The sequence below is a fragment of the Aeromonas sp. MdU4 genome, from assembly GCF_041929505.1.
Classification (GTDB): domain Bacteria; phylum Pseudomonadota; class Gammaproteobacteria; order Enterobacterales; family Aeromonadaceae; genus Aeromonas.
The window spans coordinates 1-21,868 of record NZ_JBHFMW010000037.1; the positions used below are offsets into that span (position 1 = coordinate 1).

Sequence of the window (21,868 nt, forward strand, 5' to 3'; positions counted from 1 at the left end):
AAGCAACGGCAAACTGCGACCACTGGGTATCCCCGCGTTGCGGGATCGTATTGTTCAGCGGGCAATGCTGATGGCGATGGAGCCGATATGGGAGAGTGATTTTCATACACTATCGTATGGATTTCGGCCTGAGCGCAGTGTCCACCACGCGATCCGCACGGTGAAATTACAGCTCACCGACGGTGGGGAAACACGGGGGCGCTGGGTGATTGAAGGCGACCTGTCCAGCTACTTTGACACCGTACATCATCGATTGCTGATGAAGGCCGTACGTCGCAGGGTTAGTGACGCAAGTTTCATGGCCCTGCTGTAGAAAACCATCAAGGCGGGACATATCGATGTCGGTCTCTTTCGGGCGGCCAGTGAAGGCGTGCCGCAGGGAGGCGTAATATCGCCGTTGCTGTCGAATATCATGCTCAATGAGTTCGATCAGTATCTGCATAAACGCTACCTGAGCGGGAAAGCCAGGAAGGATCGCTGGTACTGGAATAACAGTATCCAGCGAGGCCGAAGTACCGCAGTCAGAGAAAACTGGCAATGGAAACCCGCTGTAGCGTACTGCCGGTATGCCGATGACTTCGTGCTTATCGTTAAAGGCACCAAAACACAGGCAGAAGCCATCAGGGAGGAGTGTAGGGGCGTGCTCGAAGGCAGTCTGAAACTCAGGCTGAACATGGACAAGACTAAATAGCCGTTCCGAATAGTAGATCACTGGAGGTAGGGAACTCAGTCCAGTTTGTGCGATCTCATTAGTCGCCAAACAAAACAAGCCACACCCAAAGGACTGAGTTGATGCCTATCCTACCACCCCTGCCACGACCACAACGGCGCCGCATTCACAAAATCATCCATGCCACCCGTGATAAAGGGCATGCACGTCGTTTGATGGCCATCTTGCTGTTACATGAAGGATGCACGATCACTGATGTTCATCACCTTACCGGCGCTGCGCGCTCGACCATCGGTCGTTGGCTTCGGTGGTATCGAGATGAAGGCATCGATGCGCTAGAAGCCTTACCGGCTGGCCGTGCCCCAGTTTTACCTATCACCAAGATGGTCACCTTACTGGTGCTGCTCATGCAGTTTTCTCCGCAAGATTTTGGTTATCAGCGCAGCCGTTGGTGTACCGAACTATTGGCTATCAAAATCAATCGGTTAACAGGACTCAATGTGGCCGCCTCCACGCTCCGCCGATGGTTACTTCGTATGGGTATTGTCTGGCGCAGGCCCGTACCGACTGCGGATAAAAGACCCAGCCTATCAGAAGAAAATGGCGAATATCGACGCCGCGCTGGCCCGTTGCGATGCCGATAATCCAGTGTTTTATGAGGATGAAGTCGATATAGACCTCAATCCCAAATTAGGGGCCGACTGGATGTCCAGAGCGCAACAAAAGCGGGTTGTCACACCTGGGCAGAACGCGAAACATTACCTGGCAGGCGTTCTCCATGCAGGCAACGGAAGAGTGCTTTACGTCAGTGGGATCAAGAAAAACTCATCCCTGTTTATCGCCATGCTGGAAAAGCTGCGTCGCCACTACCGGCGAGCCAAAACCATCACGCTGATCCTCGATAACTACATCATTCACAAAAGCAAACAGACCGAGCGATGGTTGAAGAAGAATCCGAAGTTCTGTCTGGTGTTCCAGCCAGTGTACAGCCCTTGGGTTAATCACATAGAACGGCTGTGGCACAAGTTACATGAAACCATCACGCGCAATCATCAATGTAGAGGAATGGCCAGCCTGCTGGCCCGAGTGAAACACTTCATGGATACCGTGTCTCCTTTCCCGGGGAATGGCTATGGCACAGCGAAGGTGTAGCACTATTGGGATCAGTTATTTAGCAAACTGGTGCCACACGCCGTTTCAATATCCTTCACGATAGAACTTAATTGCCCTTGTGAGCGGTTCATCAACTTGGCGGCGCGCGTTAAACTGCCATGTTGCACGACTGCATGAAACACGATGAGGTTTTTGATATTCAGTACATTAGTTAGTTTTGCGCTCATATACCCACAATCTCGCCGATACTGATTAACTCAGTAATCGCCCCATAAGGCTTACTTCAGATTGCGCAGAGGGGCATATCTCCCCCCTACAAACATGCTATCCGAATATCAAATATCCGAAGCAAAAATCAAGGTAGCGGTGTCAACAAACAACCCACTAGAAACCTTGCCAGCCGTTATCTCACTCTTGGGCACCAGGAAATTGATATCAAAGCGCAGAGGGAACTCATCACGAATACCTTCATGCAAGGGGATAACCGCCTCGGTAAAGCCCCCCTTGCTGTCCAGCAGCGGGCGGGTTTTTAAATCCCCCGCCAGCGCAGTCACATCCATGGTGTAGGGGATGGTTTCGCCACCCTTGACCAGCTTGCCGCCCGAAGGGGAGCGCAGTTGCACCCGCAAATTGCGCCCTAGGTTACCATGCACCTGAGCAATCACCACCCCCTTGCCCACCAGGTCGCCAGCGGTGTTATTATCTATCACCAAATCCACCGAGCTGGGCATATCAACACGACTGGGGACAGGCTCGACCACGACAGTTACGTTCATGACAACAGTTGATGTTGTTTTTGGGGCATAATTGTCTTCAGGGGATAGCCTCGAAAGAGTAAAGGTAGCGGGTGGGAATTTATATGTACCCGCACGCAACCCCAACTTACCGAGCCCATTAACACCGCCTGACAGGTTCGAGAAAAATGTGTAAGACTGAATGCGATAATGATTATTAAATCCTTGTCGTGAGGATGAGTAAATAACTCCCGGCGAATCACATGCTGCCTTTCCGTCGGGTTCTCCCAAAACCCACGCTTGGATATATCCCGAACTTACTGAGTGCCCAGGAGTACCCCAGTCGCGGCATTGATGAGGTGAACTATCTATCGTCCAAGCCCCCGTAGTATCCGTTGGAATAGTCAATGCTATATTATACGGGCGTATCAATACCTCTAAGCTATTATTATTCATAGCACTTAAACGATGACTTACTGGCCAGATACGGTTTGCCCACGATAGAGCATCAATCGGTGTTGTATCCCTCATCGAGGCTGGCAGCTGCGAAGTCGGAGCATAGAGCCACGCCGCCTGATTGCAAGCAGGAGTACAGTCCACAGTGAATCGCGCCCCCCAGCTGTTCTCAAGAACAACCGAGCCATCTGGCTTTACCGTAAAGGTGACATCCAGCGTTTCCGCCCTGACATTAAAAATGCACAACAGCGAAAATACCAACCATAGCGCTCTCATCATTCTTTCCCCCCCCCGCCCCAAAGGCATCCACATTGCATTGACGGCCTCTTTCATGCCCACAGCCATCACTTTTTCTCCAACTGAGCGCTGTAGGAGTAGGTCGATTGCTGCGCCGTCAAGGTCACAGGCTGGCGATAACGCTTGCTGTGGTTCATGACCTCAAGCGGCATTTTTTCGCCACGCAGCCACTCGGGCACGGTAAATGTTCGCTCCTTGCCCGCAATCACCAAAAACATGGTGCTGCACGGCTTTTCCGGGTCCTTTTTCACCCCGGCGCGACACTGGTTCAGCTGAGCTTGCAGCAGGGTGTTACCCAGATTGGTCAGGGTCAACTCACCATTTTGCGGGTTGTAGCGAACGCGATAATCCATCTTGCTCTCCTTGGCGGGCACAATATAGTAAGCCTTGAAGCCCACCTGGATGTTCATCTGCTGCTCGCCCTTGCTGGCATCCGGCTGGTTCGCCTGTGGAATAAAACTCACCCCGTAGACCTCATCGCGCAGACGGCCGGGGTCGGTCAATACCCTTAATGCCACCTGTCGCGATTCACCGGGGTCAAGAATGAACAGGCTGGGGTCCAGCGTAATCCCCCACTGCATCAGGTTATCTTTGGTATACCGGGTCTCGTGAGATTTGCCGTTGTCGGTCGTTAATGACGACAATTCCGTTTTAACAAATACCGGACTTTCGCTGTTATTGTTGAGGGTGAGAAAGTCCCCTTTACTATTTTGACCGCTCACCAAAATCATATTATCGATTGAGAGGGCGCTGGCTGGCTCATGCCACACAGACAAGGCGGCACACAGGGCGGACATCAAAAAACGGGCTCGAACTTGCATCATATTTCTCTTCACCAAGCTAAATTAAATCACCGTAGAGCAAAGCCATGAACAGCAGGGCGACTTACATTCGCACAGTACTCACTGCTGCACGCGCCCTATATTGCTGACTTCACCCGACGACCAAGAGTGACGATGGTCAACAAATAGTGATACCCAATAGCGATGACACAAATCTTTTCATGCCATCACCACGTGTTATTTACGACCAGCATCACAATTGCAGCGCGTCGGCATTAGCTGCGACACGCCGAGGCATCGCGCGCTGACGAGGGAGACTGCTTGCACTCACGATAAGAGACTGCTGCTTGCGGCTGGCCATCCAGCACATCCGGTGCCCGCACCACGGTATCTTTTTGCAATTTATGTGGTTGCTGACTCCAGAGCAGCGGCCCTTTTTCCTTACCATTCTCTGTTGGCAGGCGACACTCAACCCGGGACAGGCGTTGTAATGGCTCTGGTCCGGTAGCTCCGGCTGCACCTGCATCGCCACGAGCGCGCACAGGCGTGGGCACATCCTCGCTGGCCAAGCATTCCTGACGCTCAGCCATCAGGCGGAACTCGCCACTTTCGCGCAAGCGAACCTTGAACAGGCCATCTTCAAGCTTGTCGACCTGCAAGCACCCTTCGCCCTCACAGCGCAATTGTGTCACGGCAGAGCCGCTGGCGTTGTAGAACGCCCCCAGCAATTGGCGTTCGCGCCCAAACTCGGTCACAAGGGAGAGCACTGAGCCCGGATGGGTAAAACCGCGCGTATCATCTTCCCCCCGGTTATAGAAACGCCCCTCTTCGGTCGTCAGCTTGACCTGATAAGGGAGGTAGTTGGTCAACGGGACCAGCTGCTCGCTCCCATCGGCGCGGTACTCCAGCGAGGTCTCGTACTGCCCGCGGCTGCCCAGTTGCAGCGAGGCCAGGTTGCTCTCTGACTCCGCCAGTTGGCTGGCCTCAGGGGTCTCGTCACGAAGCACCAGATAGCTGTCGCTTTGCTTTGTGGTGAAATGAACGCCCTGCCCGGAAATCACCTGAGAACCACTGATAGATGCAAACAGGTTGTTCTCACCCCGAATGGAGGTCGAGGCACTGCCTGAAATGTCTGCCATCTCACCGCGGTAAGTCAGCGAGCCCGATGCAGTTCCCTCCACTTGCTGATTACGGTAACCGCTACCCACTTCCAGACTGGCCGACCCGCGCTCAGATAGAGCGTAATTACGGCGCAGCGAGCCCAGGGTTGAGCTACCGCCCTGCTTATCCCACTGGTTAGTGACAACCACGGAGGTGTTGTCACCCAGCGACATACTCCAGTTCAGTCCCACCGTCAGATTGCGGTCATTTCGCTCACCACCCAACGGCTGACTCCAGCCCAGGTTGACCCCCAGCGACGATGAACCAATCGGCATATGATAACCGATGTTGGCGCTCATACTCTTGCTGTACAGGCTACTCGTGTTACCATTTTCATAATAAAACGCACTGGCATAGCCACTACCGGCCCCCATCGCATAGCTACCTGACAGGCTCAGACTTCGATTACTGCCATACCCGCCCATCAACAATTCGGAGAGCGTCGATTCGCGCTCTGGCGCATTACCACCCCCGTCCCAGCTGTTCGAACTGGAGCCGGAAACACTGCGATTACCTTGATACGACAGGGAGATGCTGCCGTAGGTGGCCGTCAGGGTGCCGTAAAGGGCGTCATCCGTCGCCCCCCCCAGCATCCCTTGCACATAAAAATCGGAGGAGGGGATCCACTTTGCCGCCAGTTTGAACAAACCACCCCCCCCGCCGAACGCCGCCCCGGCACCAAACAGGAACGAATCCCATGGCCGATAAACCAGGTCCGCCTCGCCGACAAGTAACTGACGCCCATCCGCATGAGTGGCATTCGATGCCCCCACCAGAAAATCCACGCCCCCTTTGGTCAGCTTGAAATCCTGGGTGTTGACAATCGCATGCTCCTGCTCCATCAACACCCGCTCCCCCGCCTTAAGCGTCAACGTGATGCTGTAGTTCCCTGCAGGCAACTGGTCATACGACAAAAACTGCTGCCCTGCGTCCATGGGGGTGGAAAATAGCAGTTTGCCATCTCGATATACCTCAGCCACCCCGTTTTCTGGCATATAAAAGTAGAGGCGCTGATAGGCGTCCATGGGTTTTCTCGCCAAATTGCGCGACGAGCCGAAAAAGACCCCTTCCTTCTCAATGGAACTCAAGCTCAACAGCGAGCTGCTATTGATGTTATTGAAATCCCGGCTGCGCCCGGCGCTCACAATATACTGATCAAACTCATAGTTATAATCCAGACGCTCAATAGCTGGCTCAATATTGCTATCATAACCGTTGGATGTGACACGACTACGAATATAACCATATGGCAACCCCAGCACACTATCATCATTCAGGGTGACGTTGATCTGGTCACTGAAGTAGCTGGTGTAGAGCGCAGCGTGATTAATAAATGCCGGGCTGTCGTTATAACTGGCAACGTACTCGGGTTGCCCAGACTCGGTCGCATAAAGGGATTTATCCAGAATGAGTCGCACCCGCTCATGAGCAGAATCAACCACAGCAGTCAGTGGCCCGGTAGGGGTTACCACACAGCTATCTTTATCACCGCGACAGCTGGGGTCACTCTCAACACCCTCAACCAGCATAGCTACAACCTGCACCGCGCCGCGCTCGCTGACATCATTGTCTAGCAAGAAGGCTTCCAGCTCCGAAGTATCTGCCTGCTCGCCCAGCTTGAAATGGTAATAACTCAGCAAGCCAGTCACTTTTAAGCGATTACCATTCACCAGCAATAATTCGACACTGGCAGGCTTTGCTTCAAATAGTGCTTTGAATTCATCTGGCGCAGCAGCTCTGGCAGTGCTGGCAAGCGAAACTTCTCCACCGGCAGTGTTGGCGAAGGTATTCACAGGCAACAAAGCGACCGCTACACAAAAGTGAAGATATTTCATTTACCCACCAACAAGCGATAACCAAGCCGAGAATGACACTCAAATTTCAAGGCAACACAAAAATGAGGTTAATTAAATTTCACTTTCAATAACAAGACTTGCACGACCCTGACAGTCCGCACCACCGTCATTTACTTCTCTGGTATGCCAAGGAAAACGAAATAAAAGAGTCCCATTAAGCCCCCACACCTCCTTATCGAAAACCTCACTGTAAGACTTGAATCTGCTAGGAATGTGAACCCTCCCAGGGACGGTTTTTATATTCGCGTCATCAGGCCCCCAGCCGCCATTGGGGATCTTTGAAAACACAGTTAGGACCCCAAACTCAGTATCCGAACGCCCCTGGCTTCCACCAGTAACGGGGGCCATCCTGTCGTAGTAGTAGCGCGATTTCGCAGTGGTACACACCATCGATAATTGACTCAAATTAACTATTACTCTTGGCGCTACTGCTGCCACAGAATCTATTTCGACATTAAAATGAACCTTCAGGTCCCTAAAAGTTCCCCCATGAGTCTCGCTCTTGGGGCGCCAGTCCAGCGTGTACCAGTTTCGATAAGTTTTGAGGTGTATCGCCGTCTTGTTGGTTTTTGATACATCCACATTGGCCTTAATTGTAAGGGGCTTATGGAGCGATAAATCGGCTGCATCAATCGCAAGGGAGCAACCAAGTAACGCACAGCCAATTAAGAACAACTTCATAAAACCCCTCACAATTCGTTACCTAACTTAACCTGAGATCGGTTTAAGCCAGCATCATCACAGATTGTTCTTCGGATGTAAGATTCAAGGCTGGCTTGTTGTCTTTGTTGCAGTATGCGCTCAGCCCTCCAAGCAGATTTAACACAAATCCGTGCATGCTCCTGTGCCGAGAATGCTCTATCTGCGAGATGTTTTTCAGTTGGTCTTGATTGTTTCGATGATGAACCTTTTGGATAGCATTGCCCTGTCAAAAAGCGAATGGACCTTTGGTTTCATATTCTTACGGTGCCCCGCTATCAATGTCACTCCCTTGGCTGCAAGCTCATCTGATAACGTTTGACTGATATATCCTTTATCGCCGTATAACCGGTCCGGTAAACAGGCTGCTAATTCCCTGACCGGAGCCCGGTCATCAACATTTGCTGGCGTCAGTTTGGCGGCCACCAGTCCCCCTATGTGATTCACGATGAGGCGTAATTTGAATCCATAAAGCCAACCCATTGTTCCCTTGCCTCGCTTTGCGACCCCATCGAATACCTTGTGCCGGGGAATACGCAGGTTATGACAGACCTTGATGCTGGTCGAATCGATAAATTCTATCCCGGTGGGCGTTGCCTTAAGTTGGGTGAAATAGGCACAGAGCGGGACAAACACGGATGGCATCATCTCGAGGAACCGGGTGTAACTGAGCAATTGAGGAAAATCCTGCATGTGATAGCTCCGGAGCAAACCGTTGTAGAAGTTTTTGAAATCCCGGTGGTGGGACATGTGGAGGAGAATGATGATGCACATCATCTCACTCGCGCTCATGCTCCCGATACGCTGGCGTTGGCGCTGACCACTAGCCAACAATTGCTGGTGCCATGGAGGCATAAATACGGCACAAAAATCATCAACATCACAGAAGAGTTCCAATAACTTGTCCATGCCCGTTCCTTTGTGGTCAGCGTTTTTGTTACTGCAGGATCAGATCCTGGAACGGGCATCAAGTTCATTTTTTCGCCGTTTTTATCCTGAGTTCAGGTTAACTTACACACCAACCGATGCAGTAAACATGATCGTTGCTTGCGCGGTAAAGTTATCTCCTTCATTGAAGGAGCTAGGTGGCAGGGTACCCTTGCCACGCAAAACAACCGGAATGTTATTGGTTGTCGCGCCTGTAATCTTCTGCAGCTCAACCGCATTGGCACTCCCCACTTTCAAGTCCTTGCCGGTACCAGCGCTAATTGTCATAGCTGGCTGGGCCTGGACGTTAGTCAGACCAGAAAATGCCACATCAGCCGCCAAATAAGCGCTCACCGGTGTGTTATCACTGAAATAATCAGTGCCAGTTTGCAGCGCAAACTGAATCAGAGAGGTTTCCAGTGTTTTCCCCCCTGGGACTAGCGAATCGTCCTGAACGATTATAGTCCCCACTCTTGGCACAAAATCCTTGGTAGGGTCGTTTAGCTCCACAAATTTCCATGCGCCCGTGCTAATTGGCGAGTTCGGCACAGTCCCTGCCCACTGAATATTCATCGACTGGGTGCTGACCACCGGAGCCGCCAGCGCACTACCCATACCCAGCACTGCCACACTTACAAATAAAGCCACTTGCTTGAACCTATTTTTCATTTCCATTTTCACTCCGTAAATAGTTGATTAAGCAATACCAGCAAAGCTGTTGCCACAGAAAAGATTACCAAGCGGTCATCTCACCTGCGGAAGGTGGCTGGAACACCCACAAAGGCAATGAGCATTACGCTCGATTGCACGGTTAAATTATCCCCCTCATTAAAAGAGGGCTTGGGCAAGCCCCAGTCAAGCTAACAAGGAAGTTGTTTGTCTCGCTACCCACAATGGAGCCAAGGTCAATAACGACAACAGAAGCCCAGTGCAGATACATTTTCGCATTCACATATATCCTTACCCTTCCAAAATCAACATGTACACAGTCCCCCATTGAGCCGCTTTCCATCTACGGCCTGATGCGTGAAAAACCAAATTAATCACTGACCAGGCAATCTTATACCAAAGAACAAACGCACTGCGAATGGATGCCTGACGATCTTTTATGCTGCAAATTGCGTTTGACTCAGAGCCAAGCGCAGTCAAACAACGCCATCACAACTTTTTATGCTAATGCGCATCATTTAGGCGATCTTTAAAGCTGCTAAATGGTGTTTTGGTGGAATTTCATGCATCAGCGACAAATGGCCTATTTTGTGACAACCATCACACTAGGTGTCACATAATTGAAACTCAAACGATGGGCCCAGTTAATGCCCCAGCAACAGCCAATTAGCCCCAGTCGAGCCATTAAATACTCACAAATGACAACAATATTACCTGCAAGCATTGCCTTAAATTTATCCGTGCTGAACCACGATGATGACAATTAGGTGATGGTGTAGATGTCTGTGGGGTGGGAATTCGTAAACGAGGACACTTGGAATAGGGAACATAATGAAAAACGAATCAGGATATGGTCATCATCGGCTGGTATTTCATTTTCACCTGCAGTTGACAACAACTAAAAAAAGCTGGTAGCGTAAATTAATGTCGCGTTTGATCAGGTCATAAACCGCATTACAAGATCTCATGTACAACCTTTAAAACGCTTTGGAGCAAACAAAAAATATTCTCATTATGCATTTTTAAATGACTATTTTCATGGTGTTTCACATTCAATAAGCAAAAATAAAACGGCACATATGTAATACACGTTGTAGCTATAAAACTACGAAAAATAAATTGTAACCCAGGAGTAGCTGACGCGGTCTCTGTATCACACACAGAATCAACTACATATTCACTGCGTTTCGCACTCTGCCAGGGACGATGGGGGGCATATATCACCACCAATGGAATGCCAACCTCAATATTTTAAGAGAGTGAGAATATGGACAGGTATCAGGCAGTATTAACCTTTCTGCGTCATGAACACGCCGATGTTGAACCCGTCAAAACCCGGCAGGTCGCCGATGCGCTCGGTATCTCGGCCTATTCCGCTCGTTACCGGCTTCTTCACTTGCAAAAACAGCGTCTTGTCCTACGGGACCGTGAGCGCCGTGGTAGCGCCTCCCGCTGGTCACTGGTTAGCGATCAACAGGAGTCCTGAAACGATGTCGCCACTCCTCAAGGCCCTGATTGCCATCTGCTCTTCTCTTATATCGACAAGGACAGAGCATGTTGGTATCTCGTAAATCACTCTCATTTATGAGTCAATTCCGCAGCATCACTGCACTATTGATGTGGCTCATGCTCATTGCTGTGGGAGGTATCGCTACGACAGTGATTGGTCAGCAACAACGCTACGAGCATGCTTGGCAGGCTGGCCAACTTACGCTTACGCGTATTGAGCAACTGTTGACCTCTGCCCAGCGCACCGGCATTCAAGTCGCAGGTCTGGTTGGTCAACCCTGCCAGCGCGTTTTGCCTGCCTTGCGCAACGCCGCCACCCAAGCGGCCTTTGTCTATACCCTCAAGCTGGTCCAGCAGCAAAGAGTTTACTGCTCCTCGTTGCGAGCAGATGTGAATGAACCCATCCCTTCCGCCTTCGCTCACAACGACACAACGAGATCGCTGATTCTGCAACCGGGTAATGCCTCCCGTCCATACTACCCCCTCCTGTCAATCTTGACCGCCACCAGCGAAGGCGCCGTGATTAGCACTATTGACAGTGCCCACCTGGCTACATTGCTCTCACTCAACCTCCCAACCACCTTGATCTGGCTGCAGGTCGGTGAATTCTGGCTAGATAGCTCTGGTCAGTTGCATGACGAGTCCCCCCCTCAGGCACAGGATGCCCAGATCTACCATGCGTCAGCCACCTACCCACTTGGTCTCTCTCTCTATTACACAACCAGCTTTACTACCTGGCTGGGATGGGCTAACCAGTGGCGCTTGACCTGGTTGTTATGGCTTGCGTTCTCATTATCTTGTGCCATCGCACTATGGCGCTGGCTGGGCCAGACCTCCCCCCTGGAGGCAGCATTGGAACAAGGGGTCGAACGAAAAGAGTTCATCCCGTATGTTCAACCTGTTATCTGTGCCCATAATCGGCAACTGTGTGGTCTGGAGGTGCTGATGCGCTGGCAACGCCAGCATGTCGGTCTGGTCGAGCCGATGCAGTTTATCCCGCAGGCAGAGGCCTCTGGCTTAATCGTCCCTATGACCAGACAAATGATGACGCAAGTTGTCGCACAGCTTGCCCCGATGGCATCCCGGCTTCCCACTCCCTTTCATCTGGCGGTCAATATCAGCGCAGCCCACTTCAGGTCCAATACACTGCTGAGCGATTGCCGTGAGTTTCTCAGTTACTTTCCATCGGGCAAGGTGCAACTGACGCTGGAGCTGACCGAACGAGAGTGGCTGTGTAACAACCCCCAGACCTTAACCCTGCTCCACGAGCTGCGCAGTATGGGCATCTATCTGGCGCTGGATGACTTTGGTACTGGCCATTCGAGTCTGGCCTATCTCAAGCAGTTCCCTGTCGACATCATCAAACTCGACCAGATGTTTGTGCGCAAGATCGGGGTAGAGGATGTGTCTCAACACGTGGTGAACCATGTGATTGACTTGGGGCACAAGCTGGGTCTGGACATTGTCGCCGAGGGAGTGGAGAACGAGTTTCAGGCTGATTACCTGACTAGACGTGGCGTAGACCAATTACAGGGCTATCTGTTTGGCAAACCTCAGCCACTGCAAGAGTGGTTGACCGAGCTGTGGCCATTAGTCAGTAAACATTACCCGTGGTGTCGCCCGGGCCAGGGAGATCTTGCCACAGTGGGCGGTGATGAGCAGTTTCAGCCCCCGGCGTAGCCACTCTCCTGGTTGGTGTTAGACCAGCAGGCTTGGCCGTTCGATGAAGGGCAGCCCTTCGTAAGTACTCGCCTGTTCCAGTTGTTGTTGCACGGCATCCGCCATGCCGGTCAGTTTCAGGTTTCTCAGGCGGGTCAGGGTTTGTTGGGTCATGGGGCGTATCCTCTTTAGTGGAAGCTCTGGGGGCCGCGGATGTTCTCGTACTCTTGCGGTAACTCTGGGTAGCTCAGCGGGCTTGCGGGCAGTTGGTCGCGGCCACTGGCCAGCACCGACTTAAGCTGTTTGAGTCGCACCAGTCCTTCCCGGTTGGCCAACTGGCAACAGGCTTCGACCCGTGATGGCGGATACTCCCGGCTAAGACTCAGTAGCCCCAGGCAGAGTCGGTATGCCTGCTCCGCATGGGCTTTCTCTTCCAATCGTTCGCTAACCCAGCACAAGGTGCCCGGTCCGATGTCAGCAGCCCACTGCTTAAGACGCCCTGGCGTCCAACGTTGCTGTTTGCTGTGACGTTCTGGCATGTGTTCCGGGCGCGTGCTCATCCCCGGGATGGTTTTACGCGGATGGCTCGCGACCAGCTGTTGCTGGTGATAGACCTGAAGCAAAGTGTCGCCCGCATGGAGCTCCAGTTGCTGGCCCACATACTGGTGTGGCACCGAGTAATGGTGCTGCTCATAGCTGACGTGATAGTCGATGTTGACCTTGACCGTTTTGATGGCGACATAGCGATAGGGATGCACCGGCAGTGGTCCCAGTGCAGGGCGGTCCAACTGCTCAAACGCTTCACGTCGGTTACCGGGCAGTTGCTTGAAGGGGCGCTCGTTGAGCTCATTTAACAAAGCCCGGATGCCCTGGTTGAGCTCGGCCAGCGAGAAAAAGGTCTGGTGGCGCAGGCGAGCCAGGATCTAGCGCTCGACGATCTGTACCCCCACCTCGGCCTTGGCTTTGTCCTTGGGCTTGTAAGGACGAGCTGGCATCACCGCCACCTGATAGTGCTCGGCCAACTGCTGGTAGCTAGGGTTGAGCTCGGGATCGTATCGGCAAGCCTTGCTGACACCGCTCTTGAGGTTGTCGGGGATCAGCAGTGCCGGTGTCCCGCCGAAAAACTCAAAGGCACGGACATGGCTTTGCAGCCAGTCTGGCAGTGACTGTGACCAGGTAGCCTCGGCAACGGTGTAGTTGGACGCACCGAGCACGGCGACAAAGACTTGTGCCTGACGGACCTCACCCGTAGTCGGCGACACGATGGGCACCGTGGGCCCGCAGTAGTCGATAAAGAGCTTTTCCCCCCGCCTTGTGGATCTGGCGCATGGAGCGCTTTTGCAACTGACACCAGGACTTGTAACGGCCGCAGAACTGGGAGTAGCTGTAACAGCTGTTGGGATAGCGCTGGGTGTACTCCTCCCAGAGCAGCTGTTTGGAGACCCCCTTGCGCTTGAGCTCCTGATGGACAGAGGGCCAATCCGGCACGACATGGCGGGCCGATATAGTGGTATCGGCCCGCGGATAAAACAGGGCAGCCAGTCGGTCATCATCAAGCTCGGTGGGCAAGGGCCAGCTAAGGCCGAGCGCCTGGGCACTTTTGAGGAGTTTCTGGATGGAGCAGACACTGACCTTGGTACAGATACTGATCTGGCGAAAAGAGAGCTGAGCCTCCAGCCGCAGTCGCAGCACTTCACGAATTTTACGCATTGCAATCCTCTTGGCAGACATAGGCTCTTCCCTGGCAAAAGGGAGAGCGTATCAAAGGTTGTTAAATCAATGCGTTAAGGATGATTCTGGTGAATGTGAACAGTGATTCCGGGATGTTGAACACTGTTTCCGGAAAGGAGGGGCAAAGTGTTCAGGTTGAGCCGGAATGAGCGTTCACATTGGTCCGGAATCGGTGTTCATGATCGGCCGGAATATGCACCAATTGGCACCAGGACCCCGCCATGAGAGGGACATTGCAATCCAAACACCCAGCGCAATGACGATGAGGGCACCTGTGTTCGTCAAGCCAATAGGGATAAACACGCAACCCCCACAATCGATATTGCCGCCCATCTTGACCTAGCACCTGCTCCTCATCGAACACGACGACATAGGGCAATGCCCAGATCTTGGCAAAATCACGTTCTATGAACCAAGACGACACGCCGAACTCGTCCGCAGTTTCACGCGCACTGATTGCTCGCTGCTGGTCATAGAGCCAGTGTGCCACTTGCAAGTAACGTGGCAAAGTAGGGCAAGGCGTGAAAGACATACGACTCCATCATTACCTCGATGGATGAGAGAAGGTGAAACGAATAGTCCCGATGCGACCAATGAGTAATTTGCCCGATTTGGTAATGACAGCCACCTTCCCGATTCAAGCTCTCGTCAGCAAGGCTTGGGCCTCGTCTCGCAAGGCGCAGTATCGTTGTGTGAGCACAGAACGCTTCTCGACACGCCAACCGCCATATTTCGCTAGCCAACGTCTGGGGCGACGTGGATCCCAACTATCAATGGCTTCACGTAATCGGGTATCCAAATCGGTACGTTCTGCGTCTAAGTCTTTTATGGCTGGCATCGGGATCGGCTATGAGGAATTTGGTGGTGATCGTGGTGCTGGCTACCGGAATCGAACCGGTGACCTACTGATTACAAGTCAGTTGCTCTACCTACTGAGCTAAGCCAGAATCATGCGCATGCTAATGGGTGTTTTGAATAATGTCATTAGTGCTGACCGCAGCCATGCGACAAATCATTACCGAATATGCCTAGTTCGTAGTGACGAGGGCTGGCATTCATTGGGTCGCGGAGCGTGTAAACAAAAGGGCCATGCCGTGAGGGCATGGCCTTGTCTATTTAGATGAGAAAATCATCCAGCTGACGGCCTTGTTCCAATTGTTGCACCAAGAACTTGGGTGTACGGCCCTGACCGGTCCAGGTTTTCTCTACACCATTTTCAACGTAACGGTATTTCGGGGGACGCGGTGCTCGTTTGGTTTTAGTCGCAGCAGCTGCTGTCGGAGTACTGCCAACCAACTCAGTGGGGTCGATACCCGCTTGAGCCAACATCGCTTGGAACTCAGCCAGCTTTTGCTGACGTTCAGCTTGGGCGGCTTGTTCTTTCTCAGCTACCTCTAACCGTTCCAGATAAATCATTTCGATTTTCTCGTGGGCTTCTTTGACTTGCTCCAGTGACAACTCGCGCAGTGCTGCCCGCAGACTACGGATGTTCAGCAGCACTTTTAGAAATTCACTCATAGATATCCTTCAATTAAATACGCAGGGATTGTTCTATAGCATACTAATGAGCACTGACGTGCTCAAGCGTCTTATCGTATTTGACTGCAACCGAAGTTGCGTTGCCCATCCATAACCTTCGTACTCTGTTTACTCAGGTAAGCTAGTCGAAATAGAAAGTCGTGATAGATTTTATCTCGATTAATTGCCGCATTGCGAGGTAGTCCATAAGTCCCTTTAGTAGGAAAATGAACCAAGTGAGCATGCTCTGGATACGGTAAGCTTAGTGCACTACACCACGCTTTCTGTATCCTCACCCCCATGTTATCACCATCACGTTCTAAATAGTTACCCAGATAGGCGTAATCGTCTCTGTGGAAGAATAGCATGACGTGGTAATGGTGGTGTGCTGATGAGTCCTTTTCTCTGCACCAGATGTAAGCAGGTAGACGAGGCTCCCCTCGTCGGTTGTTACGTTTATGGTTTGCTTTGATCTGGCTTTTAAGGGATTCCATGACGCGTGTGATAACCGCTGGGTCAGTGCGCTGCATGAAGATAAGTTGATCCGGATCGTATTCAGTGGTATCCACTGCGAACCTTAAATCGCATCGAATAGCAAAGACTCGAGGAGTCTCTGCTAATACTTGAGCTGTAAACTCTACACTGCGCGCCAGATAAGCCTGGTTCATTGGCCCATATCCAGATATGCATTCCTGCAACAGTGCTTCAAACTCCATCTTGGTTAATAATATTTTGTCATACATAATGTTCACTCCCAAATGCTAAGTGTTTGATAAAGTGTTGTGCCTAACACAATAACGTGCGTTAGTGTTTTAAATAAAATGTAATCCTCCCCTCTCAAGAGAGAGGGGATATATAGACTATAATGTAGCCCCTGTTACAGGGCGTATAACGCGTATGATTACATATGGTTTATCGATATATATCAGATATGCTTTGTTGATATGCAGTAAACATACTTTATTGATATATAATACATATACAGGACATATTCTCCCTATCAATTAAATAATGTAATAAGCTAAACCCTTGCCACATATGACTCACAATAAATTACATTTAAATATAGTTATAAATATTGACTCTGAAGTTATTTAAAATTAGTCGAGTGTTTTCACTTGTGAATAATGAACCCAAATGCTGGATCTCTTTTGGAACCATAGGGGGCAAATTCATATGGTCGATATCCGCTAGCAACAATATCAGATTTTCCAATCTGATGGAAAATCTCTGCTTCTACGTATAAAACCATATAAGTATTTTTTTTCTTATATAGTTTAACTCTCCCTTCTGATTCTAATTGAGATAATATTTCATTGAGTCGTATGCTATCTCTTAAACGATTAGGGCCATATTGCCTGATCCTATTTTTTTCAATCGCAACATCGCCCTTTAACAATACATTTTCTTTCAACCAATTATCTAATATTTCTGCATCAGTTACGCCACTATTTCCATTGTTACCACTCATTATCTCAATGAAGTGATCAAAATACCAATTGGCGATGCAATATCCAGCCTCCATTGAAGCAAGTGATATTTCTGTTTCGTAGCCATTAGAAAACACCTCTATTACTGCAGCCAGTCTGGTTGCGTGTTCCATGAACTTTGAACAGTAATCATGGTACTGTTCTAAAGGTTTTCCTTCTGCCATGTAAGGTTCGAACTTAAATCGGTTCTTCTTCCAAAATTCGAGAGCCTCACTCGATAACGTCACAATGTGATGCTTCCTACCTTTGTACCTACGTTCTATCCCTTGTTTTACCAAGCTCGTAACACGTGAATGAAACCATGTTAGATCATCGTCGTTCAATAACACTTCATCCAGATCAACCCGACTTCCTTGTGTAGACTGAGGTTCACAAATCAAAGCCCTAGCCAAAAAACCACTATCTCGAACAATGTCACCATTTTCGGCAAGAAATTTCCTAAATAACTTTGGCTGAACCATCAACATGATACTAAGACTGATGTCATTTACTGTCACCCCAGATCCAGAACCTCTTCTCATTGAAATCCCGCCCCCAGACCACAACGTATTAATGTTTGATGTCTCCTTTAAAAAGTCTTTTTTAAATAACCCTCCAGCCTCATCAGACATGATGGCAAAAGAAGGATTTCCATTTCCTAGCTGCTGCATTATTGCTGCATTGGTCACATCATTAAGTATCAATTGTCTAGCTGACGGCTGTAAAGGTTTTGTCTGATGAAGTTGACGAATGGTTTCCTTATAGTGATCAATATTCATGTTGTCACGGATTGCTTTTACTAGTCCTTTCTCTGCAGCTTTTATTTGGATTTCCCATATTTTCATTTCACCATCAAATGTGCAGAGCGCTTCAGCATCATCTCTATCTAACGACTCCTGAATAAGACGAATAGATGATGTCAGCATGTTGAATACGAAAGTTTTTCCAGATCCTGAAGGCGATGAAACAATTATATACAACATAGGTTTTATACGTAACTGTTCATGAACTTGAATTTCTATTAAATCTTGACATGCTAACCCCATAATACTTAACATTACTGAGTAGATAAGGCCATCTGATGCTTGACTTACTCTCTTTACACAATGATAAGTATTTTTATATTCATCAGAGAGAAGGTGATAAGGAAACTCACATGGACTATTGATACTTACACATGGTTGTCTATCTGTCATCAATAACTCCTAATATAGCTGTTTTTGCTTGACTTGAGATGCAGATGTAAATTCAAGAATTTAATTAACCTTCAACGCTTTGGGACAGCGTTAGAATCCACATTTCTATATCGGATGAACGCCATCCGATCGCAGACTTACCAAGTTTAATAGCGAGTGGAAAATTTTTATCGTACCACTTAGAGCGAGGGTCCATGCGGTTATAGATCGTGCTTTTACTCAATCCAATCATGCCGATTAGCTCCTGCATTCTAATAATTCGAACCGGCGTATGGGCGCCTGATACTGGTAGTGTTGCCATAATGCACCTCTTTTTTGATGAGCGGGTTGATGGACTGCATCATGTCAGCTTCACATTGCGTGGTCACTCGGTGTACAGTGGATAACACTACCTTTGCAGGTAAATGAAATGTTAATGAAATGGACTTCTCCTATTTTTATTTTTTCTAAAAACTAATGGAGGCATGATGAACATCAATAAATTCATTGGTATAACTTATGACGTCATAGATGCATTGGGATTATTTGTCGTCTCTAACAAAAACGAGCAACGTAATAGTACAAATTTTGAAAAACACCAGAGTTACTTATCTAGCAACGCTATTAAAGAGACAATTAGCCTATTAAGTCAAGGTAGTGATTTTTCTCATGAAATGGTATTTCGCCAACTTCAAGTATTGGAATTTTTATGTAACGAGTTCCAATCATTACCATTTTATACATGTAAAGAGCCTGAGGTTATACAGATAATTTCCCAAGAGGAAATTTTGATCCCAATTATTGCCAACCATATTTTTATAAACCAAGTCACCACCAACGCCACGTCTATCTATCATCATATAGACAAGTTCATGTCGTTTATTAAAAATAATGATGATAAGTATAAGCGTGGAGCCGTAATATCCTTTGCTCATGACTATCTATTGAATTACTTCAACCAGCTAGGTGTAAATCACAAACCAACTATTGACACAATCAAGTCAATGATTTACGAGCTAAGATTGCATGCCAATTCAGAAAAGCCAAGTCACTTTAGAAGATCTACAACAATTAAACTAAAATTTCGTATTGTAGATGAACAGTTAAACCTAGATTTACTGAGATTAGAGAAGGATATAAAAGCTTTAGAAAATTCCCAACAGACAGAACTTAATAAAAAGAAAGTCCAAGAGTTGACCGAGCAACTTACGTACTGCAGAAAAGCCAAGAGTATCTGTCCAAAAATCATCTCCGCTTTTTATGCAACATGCTTGGTAACATATTTCGATATTAAGACGTCATTAGTTACAGCGCTAATAACGGCCTATTTTGATGTTAAAAATTCACATAATGTTAATGACATTCTGAGATCTTTATCTGAAGAGTATTTAGCTAATGGACGATCATTAATTAACTCGCCACGCATACTGGATGACACTCTGGGATCGTTATATAGAAACGCGCTGTCTCGATTGGATTGTTTCATTACTCCGTTAAAACTTATGGATGATATACAATATCTCCTCTATCACGCACTGGATCCTGAATCTCCCTTACATTATGATGATAGGTTTTATAATTATATCTCTCAGGTAGTCAGTACTCATCCATATGGAGATTTTTTCAAACACCATGAACATTTAACTAAGATTATCGAAAAAATAAGATCAAATGAATGTCTCGTTGCACTCAACCTCTTAGACGACATACCACAATCGCCCTTGCAACTGCAAGGGAGCTTGAAATATTTATTTGCGACCTTTAAAATTGGTTTAATCTTTAGACTTAGAGAATCGTTTAAGAGAACTCTTCCACATTATTCACTAAACCCACCAGTAAATGACATACTTAACCACAAAGGCATCCTTTTCAATTATGGATTAGATGGTTTGAACACTTGTGTTTTTCACCGCTATATTAGTACGCAGCACTCCGCCCTGTCCTATAAAGATGAGGGTTTAGTTTATTATTCAACAGTCATAAACTCCATTTATGCTTATAACAGACTTGTCCCTAAAATAGGCTGTGTTTCTGATGGTGAAAACAAATACCCACAAGGCATTTATGGCTTACTGTATGACTTTGATAAAATTGCTGGCGACATTATATTAGCATTAGACTTAATTGATTCGGTAAACTCATTACGTGACCTCCTGGATATTTTAAAAAGAAGACGAGTGTTAAAGGCTATTGACTTCAAGAGAAATATCATCCCGAATATAAATAAAACTCATTTGCTTTATTGTCTTGGTAACATAGATAACCTGCTTAAATATCTGTGTGGACCCAATGAGAGACTTATTAACTTACATAGATTAAGAAACCATGAAAAACTAATTCCTGCGTTCTCAGAGTTTAACGAAGATCTTAGAGTTATTGGATTCTGACTATAGATTGGAGCTATCGATAGTCAGGGGGTTAGTTGATAGCATCCATGTACCTCCGAGGGGTTCATAACGATCTTGGTTGTGGCCCCTTCATTTTCATCATCGAGCTTTTTCTGCTACAGTTGCTATTAATAGCAACTGTAGCAGCAATCAACTCAACTCTTTGAAAAATCAAGGTGGTTTTTGTGTTGTGTATGGAATTGTGTTTGTCATATTTTATTGTGCATTTTAAATTATTTTAAATATATATTACATTCCTGAACCTACTCAAGGGACGGCTCTGAGCCATCCCTTTTTCATTCAGGACTAATCATGGGCAATTTTATAAACCATGCGATTGATCACGCGCAGCATTTAAGGTATTCCGGCTCACAACATGAGACCGGTCCTCCCGTTCACCAATGCTAATTAAAGTGCTTATCTTTTGAACTCATCAAGATGGATATCCATACATTTCATCGGATATCTGTACTTGCTGCAAGCCATCGCGCTCACTGACACAAGATGACACATTACGTCTTTAAACCACTGGTTTGATTCAATAGATCAAGTCCTAGTGACACTCTCGAAATCGGCACTCATTTCCTCTATTTCCCTCCATTTTCTGGTCATTAAGGTCTCTTCGAGATTTTTGACCATGGGGGTCAGTGTACCTTGCCCTATTGACCGGGAGGAGACCATGGCACTGGTAGGTTACGCACGTGTTAGTACGGGAGGTCAGAGCCTTGAAGTTCAACTTCGAGCACTGGCTGAATGCAATAAAGTTTTCCAGGAGAAGGTTAGCGGCGCCAGTGATGATAGGCCACAACTTACTCTCCTCTTGGATTATGTGAAGGAAGGAGACGTGGTGATGGTTACCAAGCTGGATCGTTTGGCTCGTAATACTCGTCACCTATTGGAGATATCAGAATATCTACAACATAAGCAAGTTGCATTACGGATATTGAATCTGGGGATCGATACCTCAACGCCTACTGGCAAGTTAATGCTCACCATGATCGGTGCTATCGCAACATTCGAACGAGAGTTGATGTTAGAGCGGCAAGCTGAAGGAAT

General features: G+C 48.4%; 14 protein-coding genes and 5 pseudogenes. 6 read left to right on the forward strand and 13 right to left on the reverse strand.

Annotated elements, in window-relative coordinates; translation table 11 throughout:
• Both ACE1BR_RS20825 and ACE1BR_RS20830 read left to right on the forward strand, forming a co-directional pair.
• Window positions 1-688, forward strand: a pseudogene (locus ACE1BR_RS20825) (reverse transcriptase/maturase family protein); the annotation flags it as partial.
• Window positions 689-792: 104 nt separating this feature from the next.
• A pseudogene (locus ACE1BR_RS20830) lies at window positions 793-1,822 on the forward strand (IS630 family transposase).
• An 11-nt stretch (window positions 1,823-1,833) separates the two neighbouring features.
• On the opposite strand, the gene ACE1BR_RS20835 reads toward ACE1BR_RS20830, so the two are convergent.
• The 7 genes and pseudogenes from ACE1BR_RS20835 to ACE1BR_RS20865 all read right to left on the reverse strand — a co-directional run bounded on the left by ACE1BR_RS20835 (window position 1,834) and on the right by ACE1BR_RS20865 (window position 9,370).
• Window positions 1,834-2,010: a LysR family transcriptional regulator gene (locus ACE1BR_RS20835; protein WP_374873651.1), complete on the reverse strand. Its 177-nt coding sequence runs from the start codon at window positions 2,008-2,010 to the stop codon at window positions 1,834-1,836.
• A 108-nt stretch (window positions 2,011-2,118) separates the two neighbouring features.
• Window positions 2,119-3,318: a hypothetical protein gene (locus ACE1BR_RS20840; protein ID WP_374873653.1), complete on the reverse strand. Its 1,200-nt coding sequence runs from the start codon at window positions 3,316-3,318 to the stop codon at window positions 2,119-2,121.
• Entirely contained in the window at window positions 3,318-4,094 is a 777-nt protein-coding gene (locus tag ACE1BR_RS20845) for a hypothetical protein (RefSeq protein WP_374873655.1), read from the reverse strand. Before ACE1BR_RS20845 ends, ACE1BR_RS20840 begins: the two co-directional genes overlap by 1 nt.
• Window positions 4,095-4,327: 233 nt before the next feature.
• A complete protein-coding gene (locus tag ACE1BR_RS20850) occupies window positions 4,328-7,048 on the reverse strand; it encodes a TcfC E-set like domain-containing protein (protein WP_374873657.1) in 2,721 nt (906 codons plus the stop codon).
• A 72-nt stretch (window positions 7,049-7,120) separates the two neighbouring features.
• Window positions 7,121-7,750: a hypothetical protein gene (locus ACE1BR_RS20855; RefSeq protein WP_374873659.1), complete on the reverse strand. Its 630-nt coding sequence runs from the start codon at window positions 7,748-7,750 to the stop codon at window positions 7,121-7,123.
• 43 nt (window positions 7,751-7,793) lie between these two features.
• Window positions 7,794-8,677: pseudogene (locus ACE1BR_RS20860) on the reverse strand (IS982 family transposase).
• 102 nt (window positions 8,678-8,779) lie between these two features.
• Window positions 8,780-9,370 (reverse strand): hypothetical protein, encoded by a 591-nt coding sequence (locus tag ACE1BR_RS20865; RefSeq protein WP_374873661.1) that lies wholly within the window; start codon window positions 9,368-9,370, stop codon window positions 8,780-8,782.
• Window positions 9,371-10,631: 1,261 nt separating this feature from the next.
• Here ACE1BR_RS20865 and ACE1BR_RS20870 point away from each other — a divergent pair.
• Both ACE1BR_RS20870 and ACE1BR_RS20875 read left to right on the forward strand, forming a co-directional pair.
• On the forward strand, window positions 10,632-10,850 hold the full coding sequence (locus ACE1BR_RS20870; protein ID WP_374873663.1) for a FaeA/PapI family transcriptional regulator: 219 nt from the start codon (window positions 10,632-10,634) through the stop codon (window positions 10,848-10,850).
• A gap of 140 nt (window positions 10,851-10,990) precedes the next feature.
• Window positions 10,991-12,553, forward strand: coding sequence for an EAL domain-containing protein (locus ACE1BR_RS20875; protein WP_374873665.1), 1,563 nt, complete (start codon window positions 10,991-10,993; stop codon window positions 12,551-12,553).
• Here ACE1BR_RS20875 and ACE1BR_RS20880 read toward each other — a convergent pair.
• The 6 genes and pseudogenes from ACE1BR_RS20880 to ACE1BR_RS20905 form a co-directional block, all read right to left on the reverse strand.
• Window positions 12,512-12,706: pseudogene (locus ACE1BR_RS20880) on the reverse strand (ATP-binding protein); the annotation flags it as partial. The gene ACE1BR_RS20875 and the pseudogene ACE1BR_RS20880 overlap by 42 nt on opposite strands.
• 14 nt (window positions 12,707-12,720) lie before the next feature.
• A pseudogene (gene istA, locus ACE1BR_RS20885) lies at window positions 12,721-14,263 on the reverse strand (IS21 family transposase).
• 1,116 nt (window positions 14,264-15,379) lie between these two features.
• Window positions 15,380-15,781 carry an H-NS family nucleoid-associated regulatory protein gene (locus ACE1BR_RS20890; RefSeq protein ID WP_374873667.1) on the reverse strand — a complete coding sequence of 134 codons (402 nt, stop codon included), beginning with the start codon at window positions 15,779-15,781 and terminating at the stop codon, window positions 15,380-15,382.
• Window positions 15,782-15,852: 71 nt separating this feature from the next.
• Window positions 15,853-16,524, reverse strand: a complete 672-nt coding sequence (locus ACE1BR_RS20895) for an inovirus Gp2 family protein (RefSeq protein WP_374873669.1) — start codon at window positions 16,522-16,524, stop codon at window positions 15,853-15,855.
• 371 nt (window positions 16,525-16,895) lie between these two features.
• Entirely contained in the window at window positions 16,896-18,446 is a 1,551-nt protein-coding gene (locus tag ACE1BR_RS20900) for a YfjI family protein (RefSeq protein WP_374873671.1), read from the reverse strand.
• A 64-nt stretch (window positions 18,447-18,510) separates the two neighbouring features.
• Window positions 18,511-18,747 carry a helix-turn-helix transcriptional regulator gene (locus tag ACE1BR_RS20905; protein WP_374873673.1) on the reverse strand — a complete coding sequence of 79 codons (237 nt, stop codon included), beginning with the start codon at window positions 18,745-18,747 and terminating at the stop codon, window positions 18,511-18,513.
• A gap of 166 nt (window positions 18,748-18,913) precedes the next feature.
• Between ACE1BR_RS20905 and ACE1BR_RS20910 the strand changes: the two genes are divergently transcribed.
• Both ACE1BR_RS20910 and ACE1BR_RS20915 read left to right on the forward strand, forming a co-directional pair.
• The gene (locus ACE1BR_RS20910) at window positions 18,914-20,812 is read left to right on the forward strand and encodes a hypothetical protein (RefSeq protein ID WP_374873675.1); all 1,899 of its coding nucleotides are present in this window, start codon (window positions 18,914-18,916) and stop codon (window positions 20,810-20,812) included.
• Window positions 20,813-21,491: 679 nt separating this feature from the next.
• On the forward strand, window positions 21,492-21,868 hold a 377-nt coding region (locus tag ACE1BR_RS20915; protein ID WP_374873677.1), incomplete at its 3' end, for a recombinase family protein.